The organism is Chroococcidiopsis sp. TS-821, from assembly GCF_002939305.1.
Taxonomy (GTDB): Bacteria; Cyanobacteriota; Cyanobacteriia; order Cyanobacteriales; family Chroococcidiopsidaceae; genus Chroogloeocystis.
The window spans coordinates 118,104-140,340 of record NZ_MVDI01000010.1 but is presented as its reverse complement, the minus strand read 5'-3'; the positions used below and the strand labels follow the sequence as shown (position 1 = coordinate 140,340).

The window sequence follows — 22,237 nt, the reverse complement described above, 5'->3', positions numbered from 1 at the left end:
TAGTTTAAATTATTTCTCCCCTGCCCCTCTGCCCCTCTGCCCCTCTGCTCTGTATCTCTTCCCACACAACTAAATCCTCAGGGCGATCGACATCTGCTAAAGGAGGAAGCAGTGCAACCGATAAGTTAAGCTGTTGCGCGATTGCTTGCGTTTGTTGCAAAACGACATCACTTCCCCAAGCAATATCATCGAAGAGTTCTGCAATCAATCGCTTAAGACCGATCAAGTAATATCCACCATCGATGGCTGGACCAAGAACCAAGTCATATTCGTGTAGTTGCTCAAAAGCTGTTACCAGTAACTTTGCGGTTATACCTGGGCAATCAGTACCAATAGTAATAATTTTTTGACTACCGCGTGCAAAAGCCGCAGCTAAAGCGCGTTTAATTCGCTCACCTAAATCACCTTCACCTTGGGGTTGATAGTCAATATCAGTGCCTAGCCATTGTTGCATGAGTTCTAAATTACCATCAACAAAGCGCACCTCTACTGTTAGTGAGCGATCGCCTAATTTGCTTACTTGCAAAAGTGTATGTTCAGTCATTTGCCTTTGTAGCTGCGCGGCTGCTACGGCTCCCAAGTGCGGTATTAATCTTGTTTTTGCTTTTCCTGGTTCAGGATAGCGCGTAAAGACGATTAAATGTTCTTGAAGTGGATTTGTATAGCTCACGCTGAATTGTATAAAACAGATAACAAGCTTTTTAAGTGATATTACTGAGGCAAAAATTTAGGATTTTTTGCATACTCTGCTTGATGAATCATTGGTTTGCAACAAAGAGTATATATTGTTGTGTTAGACAAAGAAATATAAAAAGAGATATCGTTTAATAAACAAAAAATAATATAAAACTAAAATTCAAAAGTTCCGGTATGTTAATGCTGGACAATCAAATTAATATAAGGCAATGAAAAAAGTTGAAGTTTTATCAGATAAGCCAGCATTAATTGAGCGAGCGCTGCAATTAACAGTTGCAAAAATGACAAATGCGATCGCCGAACGCGGAACGTGCACAATTGCGTTATCTGGAGGAAGTACACCTAAGCCTTTGTATGAAGCGATCGCCGCACAACAGCTGCCTTGGGAAAAAATTCACGTATTTTGGGGTGACGAACGTTATGTGCCACCAGACCATCCTGATAGCAACCAATTAATGGCACGCCAAGCTTGGTTAAATCGCGTCAACATTCCAGAAGCAAACATTCACCCAATTCCGACGGATGAAGCCGATCCTGCAGCTGCAGCCCGTAAGTATGAGGAACATCTGCAAGCGTTCTTTCAAATTAGTAGTGAAGAGTTTCCTGTATTTGACATTATTTTGCTAGGAATGGGAGGCGATGGACATACCGCGTCTTTGTTTCCGCATACAGAAGCTTTAAAAGCCCGTGGCTGGATTGCAGTGGGAAATAAGCAGGAAGAACCGCGAATTACATTTACTGTACCGTTGATTAATCACGCGCAGTGTGTCATGTTTGTTGTTGCCGGTGCAGACAAAAAACCTGCGTTAGCACAAGTTTTTGCACCAAACGCGGATGATTTTAGCTATCCTAGTCGCTTAATTCAACCGCAAGGGGAACTGTGGTGGTTACTCGATCGAAGCGCAGGGGAAGAGTTACAAGTTTCTACGGCTGCTGAGTCATAAAGAAAGCTATTAGAATTTGACGTAATATATTCGGTTAAGCAATCTCGACGTTCAATTTTGATGGAAAGATATTCATGATTGTCTGTCCTAACTGTAATCACTCGAACCCCGATGGAGCGCAAACGTGCGAGGCTTGCTATACTCCTTTACCTGCAACCGCGACTTGTCCTAATTGTGGCGCGACAGTACAAACAGATGCGAGCTTCTGCGGTCAATGCGGTTTCAACTTAAAGGCAAGTCGGGCAACAGAAGAAATTTTTGCAGGTAATATTGGTACGGATATGGGAGCAGAAATACCAGAACTAGAAACTCCTGAGCCACTCGTCGAACCGCAGCGCTTGGTAATTAGCGCGCAATCGGGTGCGGAAACATCTAGTCAAAGTTATTTAGCCGAAACACCTACGTCGCAAACTGAATCACCTGAATCGACACAACCAGATAGTGCTGCAACAAGTGGTAGTTTTAAAACACAATTACAGCAGCAAACTATCAAACTATTACACGTCCAAACGAATACGAGTGTAGAATTACCGCAAAATCTAGCTGTAATTCACATCGGTAAGCCCAACGATCGGGTTCCTCCTGATATTGATGTTTCTGGATTTCCTAATTCAGAAATTGTCTCGCGGATTCATGCGGATATTCACGTTGAAGGCGATGCTTACTATATCGAAGATGTCGGTAGTTCTAACGGAACTTACATCAATCGCAGACCATTACAACCAGGCGATCGCCATCGTTTGCGGGCAGGCGATCGCATCGCCCTTGGTAAGGGAGATTTGGTCACTTTCTTATTTCAAATATCCTAGTTCATCTTGATTTCTATTTACCAAAGTGATTACACTCATTCTGCTGCATCCGCTGCACTCGACACCGATTCAAAATTGGACATTCACTGACGAATCTGTTATCCGCGTAGGACGTGCAACCGATAACGACGTGGTATTGTATAGCGCCGTTGTTTCGCGCAAACACATCGAGCTACAGTGTCGTAATGGCAACTGGGAAATTGTGAGTTTAGGTGCGAATGGCACTTTTATTGATGACCAACGCATTACAAAAATGCCTGTCGTTGATGGCATCACGATTCGTTTAGCACAATCGGGACCGCAAATTCAAATTCGCTTAGGAGTAGCTTCTACACCAATACAAGAAACAAAAAAACCTGTATTGCAACCGAAACCGGAAGCTAAGCCGTTTAAAGAGCAAACTTCAACCCGCGATACAGCCATTGAGACAATTTTTGGCGAACCTTTAGAATTTCCAGCAGCAACACCAAAAGAACCATCAAAAGAAACTGTCATTGGCGAACCGTTTAGAAAATACCCTAAAGATTAGGCTATAGCAGGGGTCAAGGACCGGGGTTAAGTTTCCTTCGGGGAAATAATCACTATTTTGCTGGCTTTTTTGGGTTCTCAACACGTGGATCGGCTGTCAACTAGGACAACAAATCCCAGCACAATGGTTACAATTTGCCCTCCCTAGCTTGTTTATTTGCCTTCTCACCGATAACATCAAAAGCTGGAATCAACAAACAATCTTCACAATACTTGCAGGTATTGTCCTAGTACTATCCCTCCAAAGTATCGGTACCCTCAGTATCCTCTTGTCTATCCTCACAATTGCAGCCGTAGTAGCGCTTTTACCAAATCAATAATCCTTCCTTTGCGTCTTTGTAGTTCGTTAACATGAACATCTGGCTCATCATTCTACTATCTGGCTTAGGTACCTACCTAATGTGTAGCCTCGGCGTTTGGGCAGCAAAACCAATACCAATCGGCGCGGATACATCACATTCCCTTTGCTGTAATTCTCGTCATGGCAATCAGCGGTATTGTTGATTTGAGCCAAACACCACAAACAACCGGAAGTGCGATCGCCGCAACCATTGTTGTCATTATCGCCAGCGTCTTTAAACTACCACTCGTTTTCCGAATTGCCTTAGGTTGTCTTGTTTTTGGAGCAATAGCAGCATAGAGTGGGCAAAAGCCCACCCCTAACTTAGGCACCGACAGCTTCTTTCGCCGCGTACATCACTTCGAGTGTAATTTCGCTTAAACCGCGATCGCGGGCAAATTTTTCGGTGTTGCGTTTGACTTTACCCCGCACAAAACCAGGAACTTTATTTAATTCAGCTTGCGCTTCTTTGTTCCAAGTCAAGTCTGAATCCGCAGAAATTCCTTTGGTAATCACTTCCTTCGTATCGTGCCCGCCGAAGATTTCGAGCAAGTGATCTTCCATGCCTAAAGTAAACGAATTGTAGACCAAATCGGCAACTTGATTTGTGCCTTCGTAACCCAAGAAAGGCTTGTAACCAATCGGGAAGTTTTGAATGTGAATTGGGGCTGCAATCACACCGCAAGGAATATTCAGTCGCTTACCCACGTGACGTTCCATTTGCGTACCAAAAATTGCTGCGGGTTCGACGCGAGCGATCGCATCACCAATCGCGCCGTTATCATCGCTAATAATGACTTCATCGCAATATTCACTGACTTGTTCGCGGAACCAATCTGCGTCGTATTTGCAGTAAGTTCCTGCCCAAACAACGTGAATACCCATTTCTCGCGCCAAAATCTTCGTCATCGCCGCCGCGTGCGTATTATCACCAAACACCACAGCTTTTTTTCCTGTTAAGTTTTGGCAGTCAATCGAACGCGAGAACCATGCTGCTTGCGAAACATACAACGTTTGGTTTTCAATAAACTCTTCGTAATCAACATCCGCACCTTGGGCGTTAATGACCTGCTGAATCTTGCGAATGCATCGGGCTGTCTCTACGACACCCATCGGTGTAATATCAACATACGGCATCCCAAATTCTTGCTCTAGATATCGCGCCGTCATTAAACCCAGTTCGCGATATGGCACTAAATTAAACCAAGCGCGGGGTAAATTCTTTAATTCGCGAACCGAAGCGCCTTCGGGAATGATGGCATTGACTTCAATTCCTAAATCAGCCATCAGTCGCTTTAACTCAGTACAGTCGTGCTGATTGTAGAAACCAAGCGTAGAAATCCCGATAATGTTGACTGAGGGTTTTTCGGTCTTACCTGCGGGTAATTCGTCTTTACGACGAGCTTTATTGATGTAGTACTGCACAATTTGATCTAAAGTCCGATCCGCCGCTTGTAGTTCGTTAACGCGATAGTGGTTAACATCGGCTAGCATCACATCAGCTTTGGCTTCGATGGAGGCGCGTTCGACAAAGTTATTTAAGTCTTCTTGCAGAATGCTCGATGTACAAGTCGGCGTCAACACAATTAAGTCGGGATGTTCTTCTGCATCTTTGCGCGTGATGTTATCGACTACCTTCTCTTGGGAACCACGCGCTAGCACGTTGCGATCGACGATACTCGCAGTGACTGGAGTAAAATTTCTTTCGCGTTCTAGCATTGATCGCATCACGTTAAAGTAGTCGTCGCCTAATGGAGCGTGCATAATAGCGTGGACATTCTTAAACGAACTGGCGATGCGCAGCGTACCAATATGGGCTGGACCTGCATACATCCAGTAAGCCAATTTCATAAAGTTGTCTCCCTTGTGCTGATTATTATCAGTTTGTTGATGGCGTTTATGAGACTCTAATTGTCTCAAAGATATTGGTAGGCGAGAACGGTCGGGTAAATTGAATTAAGACATAACAAGTAAAGGCTAAAAGTACGACTGTGCCTGAGTTTCAGTTATAGAAAACTGCAGTTGCATGCTGCTGTAAATGCAAATATTCTTAATTTTTCTCTATATTCTGTATTAGTTAATCGAGTGGATGTTAATAAATACTCTAACTCTCACTCCTATCTGAAAAATTACTTTCTATGAAAAGCTGATATTTTTTGCGGCAGTAGGGTGTATAGTTAATCTTATATTTAAATGTTTAATATTTGAATTATCTCGTGTTTTAAAAAAATTGCACAGATTTCCATTATGATAAATAATAACTGAAAAGTGTGACAACTGGAATCAACTACTCTCTATTTTTTCAAAATTTCATACCCAGTACCTGACGTTGTGCTTCTAGTAATTCTTGAATACCTTTTTCGGCAAAGTCCATAATTTGATTCATCTGAGTTCGGTTAAAAGTTCCTGATTCTGCGGTTCCTTGGACTTCGATAATGCCGAGATTCTCGTTCATGACAACATTGAAATCAACTTCAGCAGCGACGTCTTCAACGTAGTTTAAATCTAAGAAAGGTTCACCTTGCAACAATCCTACCGAAACGGCTGCGACTTGGTGAACGATCGGCGATCGCGTCAAAACTCCCTGTTGTAATAACTTATCCATCGCGTGCGCTAACGCTACAAAGCCGCCACTAATCGCTGTGGTACGAGTTCCTGCGTCAGCTTGCAATACATCCGCATCAACCATCACGGTTCGTTCTCCCAAGGCTTCAAAATCGAGGGCAGCACGCAAGCTGCGCCCAATCAGTCGCTGAATTTCTTGAGTACGTCCTGAAAGTCGCATAAATTCGCGTTCTTGCCGCTGGGGAGTTGCACCAGGAAGCATGCGATATTCTGCGGTTAACCAACCTCGACCAGAGTCGGTTAAAAATTTGGGGACTCCTGGTTGAATAGAGACGTTACATAGGACTTGGGTATCGCCACATTTCGCAAGGACTGATGCAGTTGCGAAGCGCGTAAAGCCAAGTTCAAAGCTATGAGGACGCATTTGATGCGGTTGTCTGCGATCTGGACGTTGCCAGGACATTGGTATTGCTATATAAGACCTTGATTAGAATACAGCACATCTGGTGTTGGCGAAAGCAGTGCGATCGCTACATATTGAGTTAAACTACTACTCTGTGCCAGTTGACGTAAAAGCATATCTAGTGTTTTATTAAAGGACAAACAGAAGAAGTACGCTATATATCTGGCTGTTATTCCTCACACCTCATTCTAAATCGTGCTATGGTTGCCCAGCTTGAAAATCCAGCTTTAAATTCGACTTGCGGTTCACCCTATCCAGTAGAAGGGTTGGTGCAAGTATTTACTTGCTCGCACCGCAGTTTTTTTACAAATGTGATGGCGCAAGCGTTACGAATTGCTGGACAAGGAACTCCAGTTTTAGTAGTGCAGTTCCTCAAAGGTGGAATTAATCAAGGACACGAGCACCCAACGCGGCTAGGACAGCATTTGGATTGGATTCGCTGCGACTTGCCACGCTACATCGATACACCTCAGTTAGACGACGCTGAAAACCAATCGTTACGTCAATTGTGGCAACATACACAGCAAGTTGTGTTAGAGGGCAAATATTCTTTAGTTGTATTAGATGAGTTAAGCTTAGCGATTAATTTTGGTTTGATTGAGCTAGAAGAAGTCTTAGCTTTGTTAGATAAACGCCCTGGTCATGTAGATATTATTCTCACAGGACCCGAAATGCCGCAACCACTACTTGATGTTGCCGATCAAATTACGCAAGTGCGCAGAAGCGACAGACCGTAATATAACAGCTCAATAGCTAAGTAAGTGGGTAAAAATGAATAGAACTTTAAGGCTGGTAATTGGTCATTGGGCAAGCAGTATTTATTACCTATTACCCGATAAATGTTGTATGTGATATTTAATTATGCCCACCTACTTATACAAAATATTTAGCAATTGCTTCAAATGTCTTCGTAACTCTAACCTCTGATCTGTGACCTTTGACCCTTGCTATAGTATTTCGGTTGCGATTATTTAGAAAACTGTGATTAAAAACGACGTTTGGATTTCACACATGGCGCAGAAGGGTATGATTGTACCTTTTGAGCCGACTTTAATTCGACAAGTACAGGAAACTACGTTATTCAGACCTGTAATTAGCTATGGTCTGTCTTCCTACGGTTACGATATTCGACTTTCACCAGTTGAGTTCCGGATCTTTCGTCATATTCCTGGAACTGTTGTCGACCCCAAAAATTTTAATCCTCAGAATTTAGAACCAACGCAACTGCATACAGATAGTAACGGTAGTTATTTTATTTTGCCCGCCCACTCTTACGGTTTAGGAGTTGCATTGGAAAAATTAGCAGTTCCCGAAAATATTACAGTTATTTGCATTGGTAAATCAACATACGCGCGCTGTGGTATTATAGCTAACCTAACTCCTGCCGAAGCTGCATGGCGCGGTCATTTAACTTTAGAATTTTCTAATTCTTCAAGTGCAGATTGTCGGATTTATGCGTCGGAAGGTGTCGTGCAGTTACTCTTTTTAGAGGGAGAACCCTGCGCAACGAGTTATGAAGCTCGCAAAGGGAAATATCAAGACCAGCCACAGGTTGTTACCCTGGCTAAAGTGTGATTTTTCAGTATTCCACATAGGACAAATTTTAAAATAAGTAAAGAAATACGTGAATTTTTTATGTCTAATCTTTGAGGAATGGTAACTCTGATATTCCTTGCCGATTAAGGGCTTTATAAAACCGTTTAAAAGACTTATCTGATTTTAATTCAAAGTAGAGTGATAAGATGCGTTGCTCTTCTATTTTAATTTCAGTAGCAGATAGCAATTCTTCTAAAGAGCAAAGAGATTGTACAGCTTTTCCTAGTTCTCGAAATTGATTGGCGAAAGGCATCAAAACTATCATATCCCTAATAATATCTTGGACTTCTGACTCAAATTGTGGGTCTAAGCCTTTTTGCTTAGCCTTAGCCATAGTTACTTTCAATCGCATTGCTTCTGTCGATAAAACTTGAGGAAAGCTATCTTGCTTCCTAAAGATTCCTAGTTTAAACTTCCACATTTGCCTAGAATACTCATGTTTACTAGAGCATAGCGCTAATTGAAATATTGATAGATATAGTTCTTAATACAGCTTTTAAAGCAAATATGCTTTATGGTTAGATAATGTTTACTTGTACGAAGTAACAAGTATAAAAGGTTTATCTTGTTGATAATCTTGTTGTAGAGATAAAGCCGTTTCGGCTTTTTGTAATTCGGTTCCTAAATACATTGCGTGTTCGACTTGTAAAGCTGGACAAGCTGCGGCAATTTGTCGATAAAGTTGGGTTGCTGATTTACCAGAGTAGCAGTTGACAACTTCTCCGGTTCCTGGTGTCATGTGTTCGACAACTATTTGACTATCTTGAATATTGATAACAAAACTACCCGAAGGATCGTTGTAATCTCTTTGTTGGCAAATTTTAGGATATTCAGTTTGAATTACTTGCTCTGCATTTTCCCAGCAGTCGGAATATATATGCGCACTTTGACTCATTGTAATTAATGGTCCCATGCGTAAATTGTGTTCCGACCGATAAGCAATTTCGTTACGAATATGTCGTTGTAAAGCCCTCAATCCCATGGCGTTTGCAGCCCATGCAGAAAACATATCATTACTGCGAAAAGTTGCGGTTAAAGAAAGTTCATTCTCAATAACTCTTACCCAAATGTGATTGAGACAAGGGGGACTGCTATTATCTTGATGATCTTCAACATCCCATAAAGACATAACCGCTCTAGCTGAGTCTAGATCTTTAATAAGTTTTTGAATAACTTGTTCAATTTGATCGCGCCCGAAGTGCGATCGCAGTCTTTGTCCGTAAGTGTATTTCACGCCTTCTTGATATGGTGCGTCGTCTAAAATTTGGGAAACGTATTCTTGAATAAAGTTTTTACTACAGGGTAAATAATTCGGTTCAGGAAAGTAGAAATCTTCAGGTTCATCGGTGACGATCGCCATTAAATCAATCAATTCTTGCCATTGCCCATCGTAACCTGTGGGTCGAATTGTACCCGTTGTTTTAATGCGATGAATGATTTTTACCCAAGTCTCAGCAATCGTTTTTCCTTCAATGCGATGACCGTAACGTACTCCTGGTAGAACAGTAGGTGTAGCTTCAGTAATCGGAAATTCTAACGGGACTCCCCACGGTTCTATATCTTTTGCAGCAAAAGAACGCACACAAGATACAGCTTCGTTAATTGAACTTGCTTCTTGATAGGCGATCGCTTCCCTTAATATTTCAAGTGCTTCTGCTGTAATTTCAATATCTATGTAGCCTGTAATTTCAGAGCGAATCACCCAAGTCTCGCGTCCTGTATCGCTGTAACCTTTCTCGAAGCCGTAACGAAAAAAGTCTAATAAACAGATTCCCGCACCAGCATTTTTGTCTTCTTTGGTAGCATTGAGGACGACTAAAAAGCGGACATGAGGGTTAGCAAGTAAATTACGAATTAGGAAACTAATACCGCGTGTAGGAGAATACAACTGTCCGATCGCTGCATATTCGTGGGGATGGAGTTTTTTGGCGATCGCCTGTTTCATGGTCCATCCTGTAACAACTGCGGTTTGCCCAGTACCATAAAGCAATTGGTTAGGCTTATACAGTGGTTTGTACTGATAAGTTGTCTGTGTAGCCATGAGTTTTGGGCGCATAGTAACAAATCTTTTACCCTATCATACGAAGCGACGGGTTAGTAAGTGTCTATGAGTCCTCTCATTAATTGCTGGGGCTGATCCGCGTCAACCAGAAGTTCCACCAATTCCACTCGATACACCGAATTTTCACAATCTCCGTCTTGCTTGGACAGATGAAATCGATTTGTATCCAGTTGCGCAAACAATGAAAGCTGCACTCCAGTCCGTTGCTCAAAAATTAATAGAGACTAAGATTATTGTGGAAAAGTGGATTCCATTTGCACTTTTTGCTTATATTTCACCACACCAGCAACCGTTTAATCTTGATTTTGCGCGCGACTCGTCTTCTTTGATGTAGCGCGAAGCAACTGCACAATGCGATCGCAGATTACGTCAGCAAAGTAATGTTGCTAAAAAAATTGGCTTGTCAGCGTTTTTCAACGCAAATCTCAAAAACTATTTTGCCGCGTTCGCCGAACGCGATCGCTTAACTGCGCAAATGGATCGCGAACTTGAAGCATGCGATGCATTACTATGCCCAGTTACGATGACATCTGCATTTACGCACCGCCCTACAGGAATAGCAATCGAAATTGACGAGAAAAACGTCCCATATCTCATGGCATCAGGTGCGTATACAATACCTTTTAGCTTTACAGGTCATCCGGTCGTGGTAATTCCGATTGGCTCGACTGAAAATGGATTACCCATCGGAATGCAAATAGTCGGTCAGCGGTGGTGCGAGATGAAATTACTGGCGATCGCGCAACACCTGCACCAAATCATCGGCGCTTTTCAACATCCCCCAGATTATTAGGTGCAATTCACGCTTGAGATATTTACTTTACCATATAGATAAAATTCAAAACGTGCAGGAGCAACTCTAGTTATGGTAAAAACTGCTTCAACTATGTTGCCTTTAGGTACGCAAGCACCAAACTTTGAGTTACCAGATGTCGTAAGCGGACAGACAATTTCACTATCAAGTTTTGCGGGAAAGCCACTGCTAGTCATGTTTATCTGTCAGCACTGTCCGTTTGTCAAACACGTCAAATCAGAACTTGCAAACATAGGCAAGGACTACGCTGCTAGCAATCTTGGAATCGTGGCGATTAGCTCTAACGATATCAATAAATACCCAGATGATGCACCGGAACAATTAAAAGTCATGGCGGAAGAAGCTGGGTTTTTATTTCCCATATGCTTTGATGAAAGCCAAGAAGTTGCTAAGGCTTACACTGCAGCTTGCACGCCAGATTTCTTTTTATTCGATGCTGACCATAAGTTAGTTTATCGCGGTCAGTTAGATGATAGCCGACCGAGTAACGGCATACCCGTAACTGGTAAAGATTTGCGCGCAGCAATTGATGCAACTTTAAGTGGAAAGTCTGTAAATTTTGATCAAAAACCCAGTATTGGATGCAATATTAAATGGAAACCTGGCAACGAACCAAGCTACTACAATTAAAACATCTAGCACTCCAGCCTTTTTAACGAAAATCGCTCTTTATCTCTTTCTTATAAAAAATAAGCCCTCGATTAAATTCAAGGACTTAATGCTGCTATCAGTTTAAGGAATCAGATAAGTAGACACTTTCAACGTAACCTAACTTCTTTGGTCAGTATTCAAGTTGCCTGATTTACCTAAATCTAACTCTTCTTTTCGAATTGTTTCTTGGGCATTGACAGTGTCTTGTTCAGTAACTTTCTTCACCTTAACTTCTTCACGCACAAATGCTTCTTTTTGAACATCTGCTGCTTCTTCGTGCAATTCTACGCGAGCCACTTCACCCTCGCGGAAAGCATCAGATCCAGGAGATGCGACCGCTTGAGTATCGGTAGGCGTCGTGCGTTCTACAACAACTTTTTCTTTTTCTACTGGTATCGAAACTTGCGCTGTTTCAGTTTCTACCTTCTTGCCAATCGATACTTCGCCTGCTTTTCTACGTGTCTTATTAGCAACTAACCGCTCTTCATAAAGCTTAAGCGATTGCTGATCCTGCCGATTCATGTTGTATAGATCAGCGTCGTGTTGGTAGTAGTCGTAGGTATCGCGATCGTATTCTGGATTGGCACGCGGCGTAACTGCACCTGCTGTAGTCGCTGTAGGTGCATCTAGGGGTGCCGTTGACTCTACTGTTTGTGGACGATAGACTCCACGTACGCGCTCTTCATAATCGTAATCTACGCGCAAATCATCGCTAAATTCGGGTAAAGCTTCGACTTGCTCTTTTGTCAAGCCTGAGGCAACAACTCTTCTTGCTCCTTGATCGATCCGCGCACGACCAACAGGTAATAGAACTTCTTTACCAAAAATCCAAAAACCTGTATCAACTACAAAGTAGCGAAAGTGTCCGGCTTCATCTACCAAGATATTTTTGATAGTACCAACATTTTCGTTATTTACGTCTGTGTAAACGTCGTATCCTTTAATATCGTTACCATCGAAACTATCACGATAGTCAGGATCGAAATCTTCCAGTTTGTAAAGAACCATGTTGTACCCTCCTGCTGATTTCATCTATTAACTAGCCTAGAAATTTATTGCGTCGATCCATCTTTCTGAGGTAAGAGTTCGATTTAAAAAAATTCCTATCTTAGGGGTGGGTATGTTGATAAACTCCGCGGAGGATGGACGAAGACAGGCAAGCAGAAGTTAGCAAAAATAATGTTTTTTTAGTAAAAGTGTCCAAGCATTCAATCGTTGCTCTTTCTTTGGGTATAGTAGTAAGCTCCCTTTACAGATAGAACTTAGTTGAGAATTTATGCTAGCAATCACTGCTATCAAAGCTAACTTAAACTACAGCAAAACTTGTAAGGATGTGCTAAGGCGGCAGCTATTCATACCAAAGAGAAAACATCAAAAACAATTTTTGAAAACTAAGCTTCAACCTAGCAAGGAAAAATATAAAAACTATTAAAATTTTTCAAGTTGTTTTAACTAGTTTTAGAAAAAATCTTTCTATCGAGAGAGAGAGAAGATTAAAAAGGTAATAAAGGTATTTTTAGATTAAGAACAAAGCTTTTGAGAAGGGATATATAAAGGATGTCTGGCTTTTCCACAAAAGATATAGCGCTATTAAGTTTAGGATTAACGGTAGTTGCTCCGATAGTGAGTATTGCACCCGCGATCGCGCAAACAACTTTTCCTGATGTTCCGCAAAATTATTGGGCGCGACCGTTCATCGAATCACTAACAGCACGAAACATCATTGCTGGCTATCCTGACGGTACATTTAGACCCGAACAAGCGGTGAGACGCGATGAATTTGCAGCACTTGTGCGTAGGGCATTTGATACGGAACAGGTGCGCAATCTTCCTGACGCCAGTGTATTTAATGACGTCCCTGAAAATTACTGGGCAAATCCGGCAATTCAAGAAGCCTACGAGCAAGGCTTCATGGACTCTGAAAATAACAATTTCCGCCCTAGGGAAGAGATTGAACGAGCACAAGCGCTTGTCATTTTGATGCGCGGACTGAATTTAGCACCCGCACAAACGCAAGCAACCGCACCGCAAACGACTCCAGGACAAACAACGCCAGCTACTCGCCGTCGCGCGCAACGAGGTACAATTCCGTTTGCGATCGCATCTTTAATGCAGCCTGTATTTAGTGCAGTCAATCAAGTTGCACCGGCGCAAGCATCGCCAACGCAAACCACAACTCCACCTGAAACGCAAGCAGCCGTTAGCCGCCCACCTTCGGAAATTGTCAGCGACTACTATGTTGACGCAGCACAAATTCCCCCAAATGCAGTTGAAGATGTTGCTAGAGCAACGGAAGCCAATATCGTTGTCAACTATCCCAACGTCCGCGTTTTGAATCCTACTGAACCTCTAAGCCGCGCCAGCGCAGCTGCATGGATTCATCAAGCACTCGTTCGTCTGGGTAGAATTGAGCCTCTCACTCCAAATGTAGAAGCGACAAATTATATCGTTGGTCGTTCTACGTTTGAAAATCAATAAGGGAAATTGGTAATTGGTAATTGGAGTTATATCAGTTTATTACCCATTACCAGTTACCCATTACCAAGCTAAGCTTTAGGCTTATACGTCGAAACAACCTGCAATTCCTTCAACTGCTTATCATCCACACTCGAAGGCGCGTCAGTTAACAAACAGCGCGCTTGTTGTGTTTTGGGGAACGCTATAACATCGCGAATCGATTCTTCACCTGCAAGTAACATTACCAAACGATCTAAACCGTAAGCAATTCCACCGTGAGGTGGCGTTCCATACTCAAACGCTTCTAGAAGAAAGCCAAATTTATTTTGCGCTTGCGCTTGGGAAAGTCCGATCGCGCTAAATACTTGTTCTTGAATTTCGCGTTGATAAATCCGCAGACTTCCGCCGCCTATTTCAACACCATTTAAGACCAAATCATACGCTTGCGCGCGCGCGGTTTTAAGATCGTGCAAGTCATCTGGGTGCGGTGCGGTAAAAGGGTGATGCAGCGCTTCTAAACGCTTTTCGTCAGCATTCCACTCAAACATGGGAAAATCTGTCACCCACAGCAAGTTAATTTTATCAGGGTCAATTAGCCCTAATTCGCGTCCTAGGACTTGTCGCAGTCGGTCTAACGTTTTATTCACAGTTGCGCTATCGCCTGCACCAAACAGTAATAAATGTCCCGCTTGCGCACCTGTGCGTTGCAACAATTCGTGCTTTTGTTCAGCGGTAAGATTGTCTTTAATTGCGCCGATCGTATCAATTTCACCATCATCGCGTACGCGAATATAAGCTAAACCTTTAGCACCTGCTTCGGTAGCTTCTTTGAATAAATCGCCACCAGGTTTGATGCGGACGTTGGAAATAATGTCGTTTCCGTGAGGAATTGGCAGCACTTTGACTGTACCGCCAGCGGCGATCGCCCCTGAGAAAACTTTGAACCCTGAATCTTTAACTAAATCAGAAACATTCACCAGTTCCAAACCAAAGCGCGTATCTGGTTTATCGCTACCGTAACGTTCCATCGCCTCTGCCCATGTCAAGCGCGGGAAAGGATGTGGTAGTTCAATACCCTTAACCGATTTGAAGATATGACAAACTAAACCTTCGTTGAGTGCGAGAATTTCGGCTTGCGACATGAAACTCATTTCCATATCGAGTTGCGTAAACTCTGGTTGTCTGTCGGCGCGCAAGTCTTCATCGCGGAAACAACGGGCAATTTGATAGTAGCGATCGCATCCTGACACCATTAGCAATTGTTTAAACAACTGCGGTGACTGCGGTAATGCAAACCATTCACCAGGATTGACGCGACTGGGAACGAGGTAATCCCTGGCGCCTTCTGGGGTCGAACGTGTCAGAATCGGCGTTTCAACTTCAATGAAGTTGCATTCATCTTCGAGGTAACGCCGAATTGCTTTGACGACTTGGTGGCGCAATTGCAAATTGCGACTCATGCGACTGGTGCGAATGTCTAAATAGCGATATTTCAGCCGCAAGTCCTCGCGTACTGTCTCGGTATCTGCTGTGGCGACTTGAAACGGTAATTGCTTGTGTACCGCGTTAAGTAGTTGAATTTCATCGGCGTAGATTTCAATTTCACCTGTAGGTAGGCGCGGATTGAGCGATTCAGATGGACGCTGAGTTACTCTTCCGGTAATCTGAACGACGTATTCATTTCGCAGCGCATCAGCTTGCGCGTACGAGCCTGGTGTGCGTTGCGGATCGCTGACAATTTGCACAATTCCAGTGCGATCGCGTAAATCTAAAAATATTACGCCTCCATGATCGCGGCGACGGTCTACCCAACCATTCAGGGTGACAGTTTCTCCAATATTTGAGGAACGCAATTCGCCGCAATAGTGAGTTCGCATAGTTGCTTGAGTTTTGTCGCTAGTGATTGAATAGGGTAATGGTTGTCAAAGTCTTTCTATTATCTAGCATTCGCTGAGAAAACAGACATAGATCTTGATATCTTACTATGAATTAAGGTAACGAGTCGCAATTTCCAATGACCGTTGTTCGGCTTAGGACACCACCAGCAGCATGCGGCGACGCCAATTACCAAGTCACAAGTTGTATAGTTCTATCAAATTCGGTGGCGCGATAAACTGTTGAAACTGGAATATCTATCATTTAATTTCTTATGCCTAGTTTTTTATTGGAAGTTGGTACCGAAGAATTACCTGCTGATTTTGTGGAAAGTGCGATTCAACAATGGCGATCGCTGATTCCGCAGAGTTTGCAAGAAAATAGCTTGTCGGCAAGTTCGATTGATGTTTACGGTACTCCTCGACGGTTAGCTGTTGTCATTCAAGGATTACCTCCGCAACAACCGGATCGCGAGGAAGAAATTAAAGGTCCACCCGCGCAAGCGGCGTTTAAAGATGGACAACCAACAAAGGCGGCAGAAGGATTTGCCAAGAAACAAGGTGTTACCATTGAAGCACTGAAAATTCGCGCTACAGATAAGGGCGATTTTGTCTTTGTACAACAACGCATCCCCGGACGAACAACCGCTGAATTGTTAACCGAGTTAGTACCGCAGTGGATTACAAAGTTAGAAGGTAAGCGCTTGATGCGTTGGGGTGACGGTGATTTGCGGTTTGCACGACCGATTGTCTGGCTAGTGGCGTTACTCGATGCTGCTGTCTTACCAGTAGAGCTAGGAAACGGATCGAAAACAATTAAGAGCGATCGCTTTAGTCTTGGACACCGCGTTTTGTCGCCAGAAAAAGTAACAATCCACCATCCTAATAACTATGTAGATATACTACGACAAGCTTTCGTTGAAGTCAACCCACAGCAGCGACAAATTCAAATTCAAGAACAGACAGCAGCTGCTGCCCAAAAAGTTAATGGAAGTACGCATATCTATCCCGATTTACTAGCAGAAGTAACAAATTTAGTCGAGTTTCCCAATGCTGTTGTTGGCAGTTTTGACGATGAGTTTTTAAACTTACCTGCAGAGGTTATTACAACAGTAATGGTGACTCAGCAGCGATATTTTCCTGTATTTAAAACTAGTAATTCTGAGGAACTGTTACCCTATTTTATTACCATTTCTAATGGCGATCCGACAAAGTCAGATATCATTGCTGCGGGCAATGCAAGAGTAATCCGCGCTCGATTAGCTGACGGTCAATTCTTCTATAAAACCGACTTATCAAAACCATTAGAGAGCTATCTACCACAACTTGAAACGGTGACTTTTCAAGAAGATTTAGGTTCAGTTCGCGATAAAGTCACGCGATTAAGTAAGATTGCCGAACTCATTTGCGCGCAATTAGTGCTATCAGAAAATGACTGCAGATTAATTCAACGCGCTGCATTGTTATGCAAAGCTGACTTAGTGACGCAAATGGTATACGAATTTCCCGAACTCCAAGGAGTTATGGGGCAAAAGTATGCTTTAGCAAGTGGCGAACCCGAAGCTGTGGCTACTGCCATATTTGAACATTACTTACCACGTAGTGCCAGCGATCGCCTACCAAGCACAATCACAGGTCAAGTAGTTGGTTTAGCCGATCGACTCGACACTTTAGTCAGCATTTTTGGCTTGGGTATGATTCCGACCGGTTCATCCGATCCTTTTGCATTAAGACGCGCAGCGAATGCAATAATTAATATCATATGGAGTGCCAACTTACAAATTAACTTACAGCAGCTACTAGAGCAAGTAGCTACAGATTTTGTCACTGCGCATCCTCAAGCGCGATGCGATGAATTAGTACGCCAACTCCAAGAGTTTTTCTTACAACGCCTGCGCACCCAACTTCAAGAAGAAAAAGCAGTTGATTACGATCTAGTCAACGCTGTTTTAGGAGATAATGACTCGGAGTACAAACTCCGAGCGTTAAAAGATTTATTAGACGTGCGCGATCGCGCTTTATTTCTGCAGTCAATTCGTAACAATGGTGAGTTAGAAAAAGTTTACGATACAGTAAATCGTTCAACTAGGTTAGCTGCACAAGGAGATTTAAATACTAGCGAATTAGATCCGCACTTAATCAAACAAGAACTTTTTCAAAAATCATCTGAACAAGCATTTTATGATGCCCTAGTACAACTTGCACCAAAAACAATTGCTGCCCGTGCCTCGCGCGACTATCAACAATTAATCACAGCATTAGCAGAAATTGCTCCTAAAGTAAGTAACTTTTTCGATGGACCAGACAGCGTTTTAGTTATGGATCCTGACCCAGAAATTAGACGTAATCGCTTAAACTTACTGGGACTATTGCGCAACCACGCTCGTGTATTAGCAGACTTTGGTGCAATTGTTAAAACTTAGACCCAAAACACGCCAAATTTTTTAAAATCAATATTCAAATGTAAAATTTCACGCGCGATGTCATACCATTGCAACCAAGGAGAAATATAAACCAGTATTTCTCGCTTGCGCCTGCGTACTTCTACTATTTACTCTCTACAACTTCTATATACCGATCCATGAAGCCTTATCTTGCCGCCGCAATCCAAATGACAAGCCTGCCTAACCTAGAAAAAAACTTAGTTCAAGCAGAAGAATTAATCGAGCTTGCCGTGCGTCAAGGTGCCAAGTTAGTAAGTTTGCCAGAAAACTTTTCTTACTTGGGCGAGGAAGCAGCTAAGATTGCGCAAGCGAGTGCGATCGCGCAAAAGAGTGAAAAATTCCTCAAGACAATGGCGCAGCGCTTCCAAGTAACGATTCTTGGTGGTGGATTTCCGGTACCTGTAGATAGCACAAAAGTCTACAACACTGCTTTACTGATCGACCCCAATGGTCAAGAGCTCTCGCGCTATCACAAAGTTCATCTGTTTGACGTCAACTTACCCGACGGCAATACCTACCGCGAATCAAGTACAGTGATGGCGGGAAACCAACTACCCCCCGTTTACGCCTCTACAGATCTTGGTAATCTCGGACTTTCAGTATGCTACGACGTGCGATTTCCTGAACTATACCGCCATATGGCACTCAAAGGCGCAGATGTGCTCTTCGTTCCGGCTGCATTTACAGCATACACTGGGAAAGACCATTGGCAAGTGCTTCTACAAGCTAGAGCCATTGAGAATACTTGCTATGTTATTGCCCCTGCACAAACTGGACAACATTACGCCTTGCGCCAATCGCACGGACACGCGATGATCGTCGATCCTTGGGGAGTTATTCTCGCCGATGCTGGTAATTCACCAGGAGTTGCGATCGCTGAGATTAACCCGATGCGTTTAGACCAAGTCCGCAGACAAATGCCATCATTGCAGCACAGCGTGTTTCTTTAAGAGCGGTGAGGAGTGAGTGAGGGAAGAGTACGGCGATCGCATTTCCTTTTAGAATTTAGATAGCCGTCGATTGTGCGATTAAAGGGTGTTAAGTTGAAAATCTTAAGTAAATTGTTAATTGCTGTAATTTTTTTACTGGTTGTCGTTGGTGGTATTGCACAAAATGCGATCGCCGCCCAAACTGTAACTCAAGTTAAAGTTATTGAAACCGAAATGGCAATTGAATTGTCGCCGACAACTGTACCTGCTGGTGCAGTCGAATTTATTGCCGACAACCAAGGTCAACTTCCCCACGAAATGGAAATCATCAAAACTGATTTACCACTCGACCAAATGCCCATCAAAGACAACCGACTCGAACGCAAAAAAGTCGGTGAAAAAATCGATGAAATCGAAGCCGAAGATCTACCTAGCGGTGCAACAGCAACACTCCTCACTCATCTCCAACCTGGAAGATACCTCATCGAATGCAACATTCCAGGACATTTTCAAGCGGGAATGAAAGCCGAACTTTTTGTTGAATAATGAATAATCGAGTAAAAAAAAACGGGTAGCCTTGCAACCACCCGCTTCAAAAATTAACCCACAATCTTCTACACAGAAACTGTCTTCTTCGTTACAGCACTCAATTCACCCTTAGCGTACTTCGCCGCAAACTCATCGAGCGAAACTTGCTTGATCTTGCTAGCTTGACCAGCCGCCTCAAACTGTTGATAGCGATCTGCACACACCTTCTGCATATACTTAATCGAAGGCTTGAGGAAGTGACGCGGGTCAAACTCCTTAGGATCTTTTGCCAAAGCTTCGCGTACTGCTGCGGTAATCGCCAACCGGTTATCAGTATCGATATTTACCTTACGCACGCCACTCTTGATACCTTTTTGAATTTCTTCTACAGGTACGCCGTAGGTTTCAGGAATCGTCCCACCGTACTGGTTAATTAGTTCTAGCAAGTCTTCAGGAACCGAAGAAGAACCATGCATAACCAAGTGAGTATTTGGTAGACGACGGTGAATTTCTTCAATCCGGCTGATTGCCAAAATCTCCCCAGTCGGTTTGCGAGTAAACTTATAAGCGCCGTGGCTAGTACCAATCGCTACCGCCAAAGCATCCACTTGAGTTTGCTCAACGAAATCAACAGCTTGGTCAGGATCGGTTAATAGTTGGGAGTGGTCGAGTTTACCCTCGAAACCATGACCATCTTCAGCTTCACCCATACCAGTTTCCAAAGAACCTAAGCAGCCGAGTTCGCCTTCAACGCTAACACCGATCGCGTGAGCTACTTTCACAACTTCACGGGTAACACTAACGTTATACTCGTAGCTTGCAGGAGTTTTCGCATCTGCTTCCAGCGAACCATCCATCATGACGCTGGTAAAGCCATTTCTCATGGCAGAGTAGCAAGTTGCTGGCTCATTACCATGATCCTGGTGCATGGCAATCGGAAGGTGAGGATAGGTTTCTACTGCTGCTAGAATCAAGTGACGCAGAAAGTTTTCACCAGCATATTTACGTGCGCCACGAGAAGCTTGTAAGATCACGGGGCTATCTGTCTCGTGAGCAGCTTGCATAATTGCCTGGATCTGCTCCATGTTGTTCACGTTGAAAGCTGGAATGCCGTAACCGTTTTCAGCCGCATGGTCCAACAGCAGCCGCATTGGTACGAGCGCCATAGATAGTCCTCCTAATTTTGATAGTCAGCTAGTCGTCTTAAGACAAACGTAATTCTTACGCTAATCTTAAGATAATTTTCAACTTATAAGCAATTATATTCAGAGAATACTTTCTCATCTCTATTCCTTGTCATTCTTCCCTAACTGCTAGTAACCCTACTTTATAAAGCAGAAGGTGGAGGGTAGGTTTAGTTAGAGTAAGGAATATAAGCCTTAATTATGTTCTAAATTAACCATTCCTATCGCGGAATTTAGTAATGGCAATAGTTACGGTATCGTTAGCTAAAGCTTTTATGGGTCGCCCGGGATTCGAACCCGGAACTAATCGGTTAAAAGCCGAGTACTCTACCGTTGAGTTAGCGACCCAGCTGAAAGTTGCTTGCGGAGGTTTGATCCAGAGAGCAAACTTTACAAAGTGCCTAAGGGTTTTTGGCAACTTTTCTAAGATACCACATAAATTCAGAATTTGGAAAGAGCTTCTATAAAAAAGTGACTGTCATATTCACCCAAGCGTTCAAACTTTCGCCAGGTTCTAACGAAATCAAGTCATCTCCTGTATTGAGCGCGTTGCGCGGCGCAGTCCACGGCTCGACACAGTAAAAGTCTTTGCCTTTTTGCGTCCAAAAAACAAAGGTTGAGTAATACGTATCATCCCAACTCAAGTGTAACTGTAAATTGCGATCGCGATCGCAAACACTGGCATTTGCAGCGCTGAGCGGTCGAAACGCAGCGTCAATCTCGTCTTGCTCAAAATCAAAATTACCTGTGAAGGCGTGTTGTGTTTTGGTACGCTGGTCTTGATATTCTGTTGCGGGGATCGCAAAGTGCAACTGCGTTTTATCGCGTACTAGAAAGTAAGGATGCAGTCCTACAGAAAAAGGCATAGCGACTGCGGAGTGATTTGTAATGCGTTGCCGGATCGCTAATTGATTTCCCTGTAGCTGATACGTAAACGCCAACTGAAAATCGAATGGATAGACTGTGCGCGTTGTTTCGTTGCTTTCGAGAACGAGCGTTACAGCGGCTTGATTCTGCGTATCCTCGTTAGTGACTTTCCAAGGTAAATCGCGGGCAAAGCCGTGTTGCTTGAGCGCGTACTGTTGCCCGTTGTGCGTATAAGTGTTGTCTGGTAAATTTCCACAAATGGGAAACAAAATTGGTATTCCACCACGTACGCTCAATTGCGGATTCGCAAATCGTTCTGCGTCTAGGTAAAGAATCTCTTGACCTTGAATTGACCAACGAGCAACGATCCCGCCGCGTTCGGGGACAATTTCGATCAGCGAATCAGCGGCTTTGTCGGTGAGAGTGTAGGTTTTGTATTGTTGTTGAGAACAGGCGATCGCAAACACAATAGTTCTTTAGTAATTG

22 protein-coding genes and 1 tRNA gene are annotated in these 22,237 nt (G+C 43.3%); 13 read left to right on the top strand and 10 right to left on the bottom strand.

The features are described from left to right. Nucleotides 1-4 precede the first annotated feature (4 nt). Nucleotides 5-670, bottom strand: coding sequence for a TIGR04282 family arsenosugar biosynthesis glycosyltransferase (locus B1A85_RS19885; protein WP_104548472.1), 666 nt, complete (start codon nt 668-670; stop codon nt 5-7). 235 nt (nt 671-905) lie between these two features. Here B1A85_RS19885 and pgl point away from each other — a divergent pair, with 235 nt between their 5' ends. The 4 genes from pgl to B1A85_RS24915 all read left to right on the top strand — a co-directional run bounded on the left by pgl (nt 906) and on the right by B1A85_RS24915 (nt 3,617). Further along, nucleotides 906-1,640: a 6-phosphogluconolactonase gene (gene pgl, locus B1A85_RS19880; protein ID WP_104548471.1), complete on the top strand. Its 735-nt coding sequence runs from the start codon at nt 906-908 to the stop codon at nt 1,638-1,640. Nucleotides 1,641-1,714: 74 nt separating this feature from the next. Continuing rightward, on the top strand, nt 1,715-2,449 hold the full coding sequence (locus tag B1A85_RS19875; RefSeq protein WP_104548470.1) for an FHA domain-containing protein: 735 nt from the start codon (nt 1,715-1,717) through the stop codon (nt 2,447-2,449). 25 nt (nt 2,450-2,474) lie between these two features. Then, nucleotides 2,475-2,978 (top strand): FHA domain-containing protein, encoded by a 504-nt coding sequence (locus B1A85_RS19870; protein ID WP_104548469.1) that lies wholly within the window; start codon nt 2,475-2,477, stop codon nt 2,976-2,978. 480 nt (nt 2,979-3,458) lie between these two features. Further along, nucleotides 3,459-3,617, top strand: a complete 159-nt coding sequence (locus B1A85_RS24915) for a hypothetical protein (RefSeq protein WP_210404611.1) — start codon at nt 3,459-3,461, stop codon at nt 3,615-3,617. A 24-nt stretch (nt 3,618-3,641) separates the two neighbouring features. Here the strand turns inward: B1A85_RS24915 and bchB are convergent, their stop codons facing one another. Then, the gene (gene bchB / locus B1A85_RS19855; RefSeq protein ID WP_104548468.1) at nt 3,642-5,168 is read right to left on the bottom strand and encodes a ferredoxin:protochlorophyllide reductase (ATP-dependent) subunit B; all 1,527 of its coding nucleotides are present in this window, start codon (nt 5,166-5,168) and stop codon (nt 3,642-3,644) included. Between the two features lie 451 nt (nt 5,169-5,619). After that, nucleotides 5,620-6,345 carry a ribonuclease PH gene (gene rph, locus B1A85_RS19850; RefSeq protein WP_104548467.1) on the bottom strand — a complete coding sequence of 242 codons (726 nt, stop codon included), beginning with the start codon at nt 6,343-6,345 and terminating at the stop codon, nt 5,620-5,622. A gap of 200 nt (nt 6,346-6,545) precedes the next feature. On the opposite strand from rph, the gene B1A85_RS19845 reads away from it, so the two are divergent. Both B1A85_RS19845 and dcd read left to right on the top strand, forming a co-directional pair. Continuing rightward, on the top strand, nt 6,546-7,082 hold the full coding sequence (locus B1A85_RS19845; protein ID WP_104548466.1) for a P-loop NTPase family protein: 537 nt from the start codon (nt 6,546-6,548) through the stop codon (nt 7,080-7,082). Between the two features lie 244 nt (nt 7,083-7,326). Then, complete coding sequence (gene dcd, locus B1A85_RS19840; RefSeq protein WP_104548465.1) at nt 7,327-7,920, top strand: dCTP deaminase; 594 nt, start codon at nt 7,327-7,329, stop codon at nt 7,918-7,920. 64 nt (nt 7,921-7,984) lie between these two features. On the opposite strand, the gene B1A85_RS19835 is transcribed toward dcd, so the two are convergent. Then, nucleotides 7,985-8,362: a hypothetical protein gene (locus tag B1A85_RS19835; RefSeq protein ID WP_104548464.1), complete on the bottom strand. Its 378-nt coding sequence runs from the start codon at nt 8,360-8,362 to the stop codon at nt 7,985-7,987. A gap of 108 nt (nt 8,363-8,470) precedes the next feature. After that, nucleotides 8,471-9,982 (bottom strand): thymidylate synthase, encoded by a 1,512-nt coding sequence (locus B1A85_RS19830; RefSeq protein WP_104548487.1) that lies wholly within the window; start codon nt 9,980-9,982, stop codon nt 8,471-8,473. 202 nt (nt 9,983-10,184) lie between these two features. Here B1A85_RS19830 and B1A85_RS24070 point away from each other — a divergent pair, with 202 nt between their 5' ends. The 3 genes from B1A85_RS24070 (at nt 10,185) to B1A85_RS19820 (ending at nt 11,447) form a co-directional block, all read left to right on the top strand. Beyond that, a complete protein-coding gene (locus B1A85_RS24070; RefSeq protein ID WP_168192445.1) occupies nt 10,185-10,337 on the top strand; it encodes a hypothetical protein in 153 nt (50 codons plus the stop codon). A gap of 66 nt (nt 10,338-10,403) precedes the next feature. Beyond that, nucleotides 10,404-10,796 carry an amidase family protein gene (locus B1A85_RS19825; protein ID WP_168192444.1) on the top strand — a complete coding sequence of 131 codons (393 nt, stop codon included), beginning with the start codon at nt 10,404-10,406 and terminating at the stop codon, nt 10,794-10,796. A 72-nt stretch (nt 10,797-10,868) separates the two neighbouring features. Beyond that, nucleotides 10,869-11,447, top strand: a complete 579-nt coding sequence (locus tag B1A85_RS19820; RefSeq protein WP_104548462.1) for a thioredoxin family protein — start codon at nt 10,869-10,871, stop codon at nt 11,445-11,447. Nucleotides 11,448-11,585: 138 nt separating this feature from the next. Here B1A85_RS19820 and B1A85_RS19815 read toward each other — a convergent pair whose 3' ends face one another. Then, the gene (locus B1A85_RS19815) at nt 11,586-12,476 is read right to left on the bottom strand and encodes a DUF2382 domain-containing protein (protein ID WP_104548461.1); all 891 of its coding nucleotides are present in this window, start codon (nt 12,474-12,476) and stop codon (nt 11,586-11,588) included. A 549-nt stretch (nt 12,477-13,025) separates the two neighbouring features. Between B1A85_RS19815 and B1A85_RS19810 the strand changes: the two genes are divergently transcribed. Next, entirely contained in the window at nt 13,026-13,946 is a 921-nt protein-coding gene (locus B1A85_RS19810) for an S-layer homology domain-containing protein (RefSeq protein WP_104548460.1), read from the top strand. Between the two features lie 68 nt (nt 13,947-14,014). Here B1A85_RS19810 and aspS read toward each other — a convergent pair whose 3' ends face one another. Then, nucleotides 14,015-15,802: an aspartate--tRNA ligase gene (gene aspS / locus B1A85_RS19805; RefSeq protein ID WP_104548459.1), complete on the bottom strand. Its 1,788-nt coding sequence runs from the start codon at nt 15,800-15,802 to the stop codon at nt 14,015-14,017. A 272-nt stretch (nt 15,803-16,074) separates the two neighbouring features. Here aspS and glyS point away from each other — a divergent pair, with 272 nt between their 5' ends. The 3 genes from glyS to B1A85_RS19790 all read left to right on the top strand — a co-directional run bounded on the left by glyS (nt 16,075) and on the right by B1A85_RS19790 (nt 19,718). Then, nucleotides 16,075-18,222 carry a glycine--tRNA ligase subunit beta gene (gene glyS / locus B1A85_RS19800; protein WP_104548458.1) on the top strand — a complete coding sequence of 716 codons (2,148 nt, stop codon included), beginning with the start codon at nt 16,075-16,077 and terminating at the stop codon, nt 18,220-18,222. Between the two features lie 158 nt (nt 18,223-18,380). Next, nucleotides 18,381-19,193, top strand: a complete 813-nt coding sequence (locus B1A85_RS19795) for a carbon-nitrogen hydrolase family protein (protein WP_104548457.1) — start codon at nt 18,381-18,383, stop codon at nt 19,191-19,193. Between the two features lie 93 nt (nt 19,194-19,286). Then, nucleotides 19,287-19,718, top strand: a complete 432-nt coding sequence (locus B1A85_RS19790; protein ID WP_210404609.1) for a sulfocyanin-like copper-binding protein — start codon at nt 19,287-19,289, stop codon at nt 19,716-19,718. Between the two features lie 68 nt (nt 19,719-19,786). Here B1A85_RS19790 and fba read toward each other — a convergent pair whose 3' ends face one another. From fba to B1A85_RS19775, 3 genes are all read right to left on the bottom strand, one after another. Further along, nucleotides 19,787-20,866: a class II fructose-bisphosphate aldolase gene (fba, locus tag B1A85_RS19785; protein ID WP_104548455.1), complete on the bottom strand. Its 1,080-nt coding sequence runs from the start codon at nt 20,864-20,866 to the stop codon at nt 19,787-19,789. Nucleotides 20,867-21,160: 294 nt separating this feature from the next. Beyond that, a tRNA-Lys gene (locus B1A85_RS19780) sits at nt 21,161-21,232 on the bottom strand. A 113-nt stretch (nt 21,233-21,345) separates the two neighbouring features. Next, on the bottom strand, nt 21,346-22,218 hold the full coding sequence (locus B1A85_RS19775; RefSeq protein ID WP_104548454.1) for an aldose epimerase: 873 nt from the start codon (nt 22,216-22,218) through the stop codon (nt 21,346-21,348). Nucleotides 22,219-22,237: the final 19 nt, after the last annotated feature.

Coding starts and splice junctions, on each gene's coding strand:
- pgl (WP_104548471.1), top strand. CDS start 906: ATGAAAAAAGTTGAAGTTTTATCAGATAAGCCAGCATTAATTGAGCGA.
- B1A85_RS19875 (WP_104548470.1), top strand. CDS start 1,715: ATGATTGTCTGTCCTAACTGTAATCACTCGAACCCCGATGGAGCGCAA.
- B1A85_RS24915 (WP_210404611.1), top strand. CDS start 3,459: ATGGCAATCAGCGGTATTGTTGATTTGAGCCAAACACCACAAACAACC.
- bchB (WP_104548468.1), bottom strand. CDS start 5,168: ATGAAATTGGCTTACTGGATGTATGCAGGTCCAGCCCATATTGGTACG.
- rph (WP_104548467.1), bottom strand. CDS start 6,345: ATGTCCTGGCAACGTCCAGATCGCAGACAACCGCATCAAATGCGTCCT.
- B1A85_RS19845 (WP_104548466.1), top strand. CDS start 6,546: ATGGTTGCCCAGCTTGAAAATCCAGCTTTAAATTCGACTTGCGGTTCA.
- B1A85_RS19835 (WP_104548464.1), bottom strand. CDS start 8,362: ATGTGGAAGTTTAAACTAGGAATCTTTAGGAAGCAAGATAGCTTTCCT.
- B1A85_RS19830 (WP_104548487.1), bottom strand. CDS start 9,982: ATGGCTACACAGACAACTTATCAGTACAAACCACTGTATAAGCCTAAC.
- B1A85_RS24070 (WP_168192445.1), top strand. CDS start 10,185: ATGAAAGCTGCACTCCAGTCCGTTGCTCAAAAATTAATAGAGACTAAG.
- B1A85_RS19820 (WP_104548462.1), top strand. CDS start 10,869: ATGGTAAAAACTGCTTCAACTATGTTGCCTTTAGGTACGCAAGCACCA.
- B1A85_RS19815 (WP_104548461.1), bottom strand. CDS start 12,476: ATGGTTCTTTACAAACTGGAAGATTTCGATCCTGACTATCGTGATAGT.
- B1A85_RS19810 (WP_104548460.1), top strand. CDS start 13,026: ATGTCTGGCTTTTCCACAAAAGATATAGCGCTATTAAGTTTAGGATTA.
- aspS (WP_104548459.1), bottom strand. CDS start 15,802: ATGCGAACTCACTATTGCGGCGAATTGCGTTCCTCAAATATTGGAGAA.
- glyS (WP_104548458.1), top strand. CDS start 16,075: ATGCCTAGTTTTTTATTGGAAGTTGGTACCGAAGAATTACCTGCTGAT.
- B1A85_RS19795 (WP_104548457.1), top strand. CDS start 18,381: ATGAAGCCTTATCTTGCCGCCGCAATCCAAATGACAAGCCTGCCTAAC.
- fba (WP_104548455.1), bottom strand. CDS start 20,866: ATGGCGCTCGTACCAATGCGGCTGCTGTTGGACCATGCGGCTGAAAAC.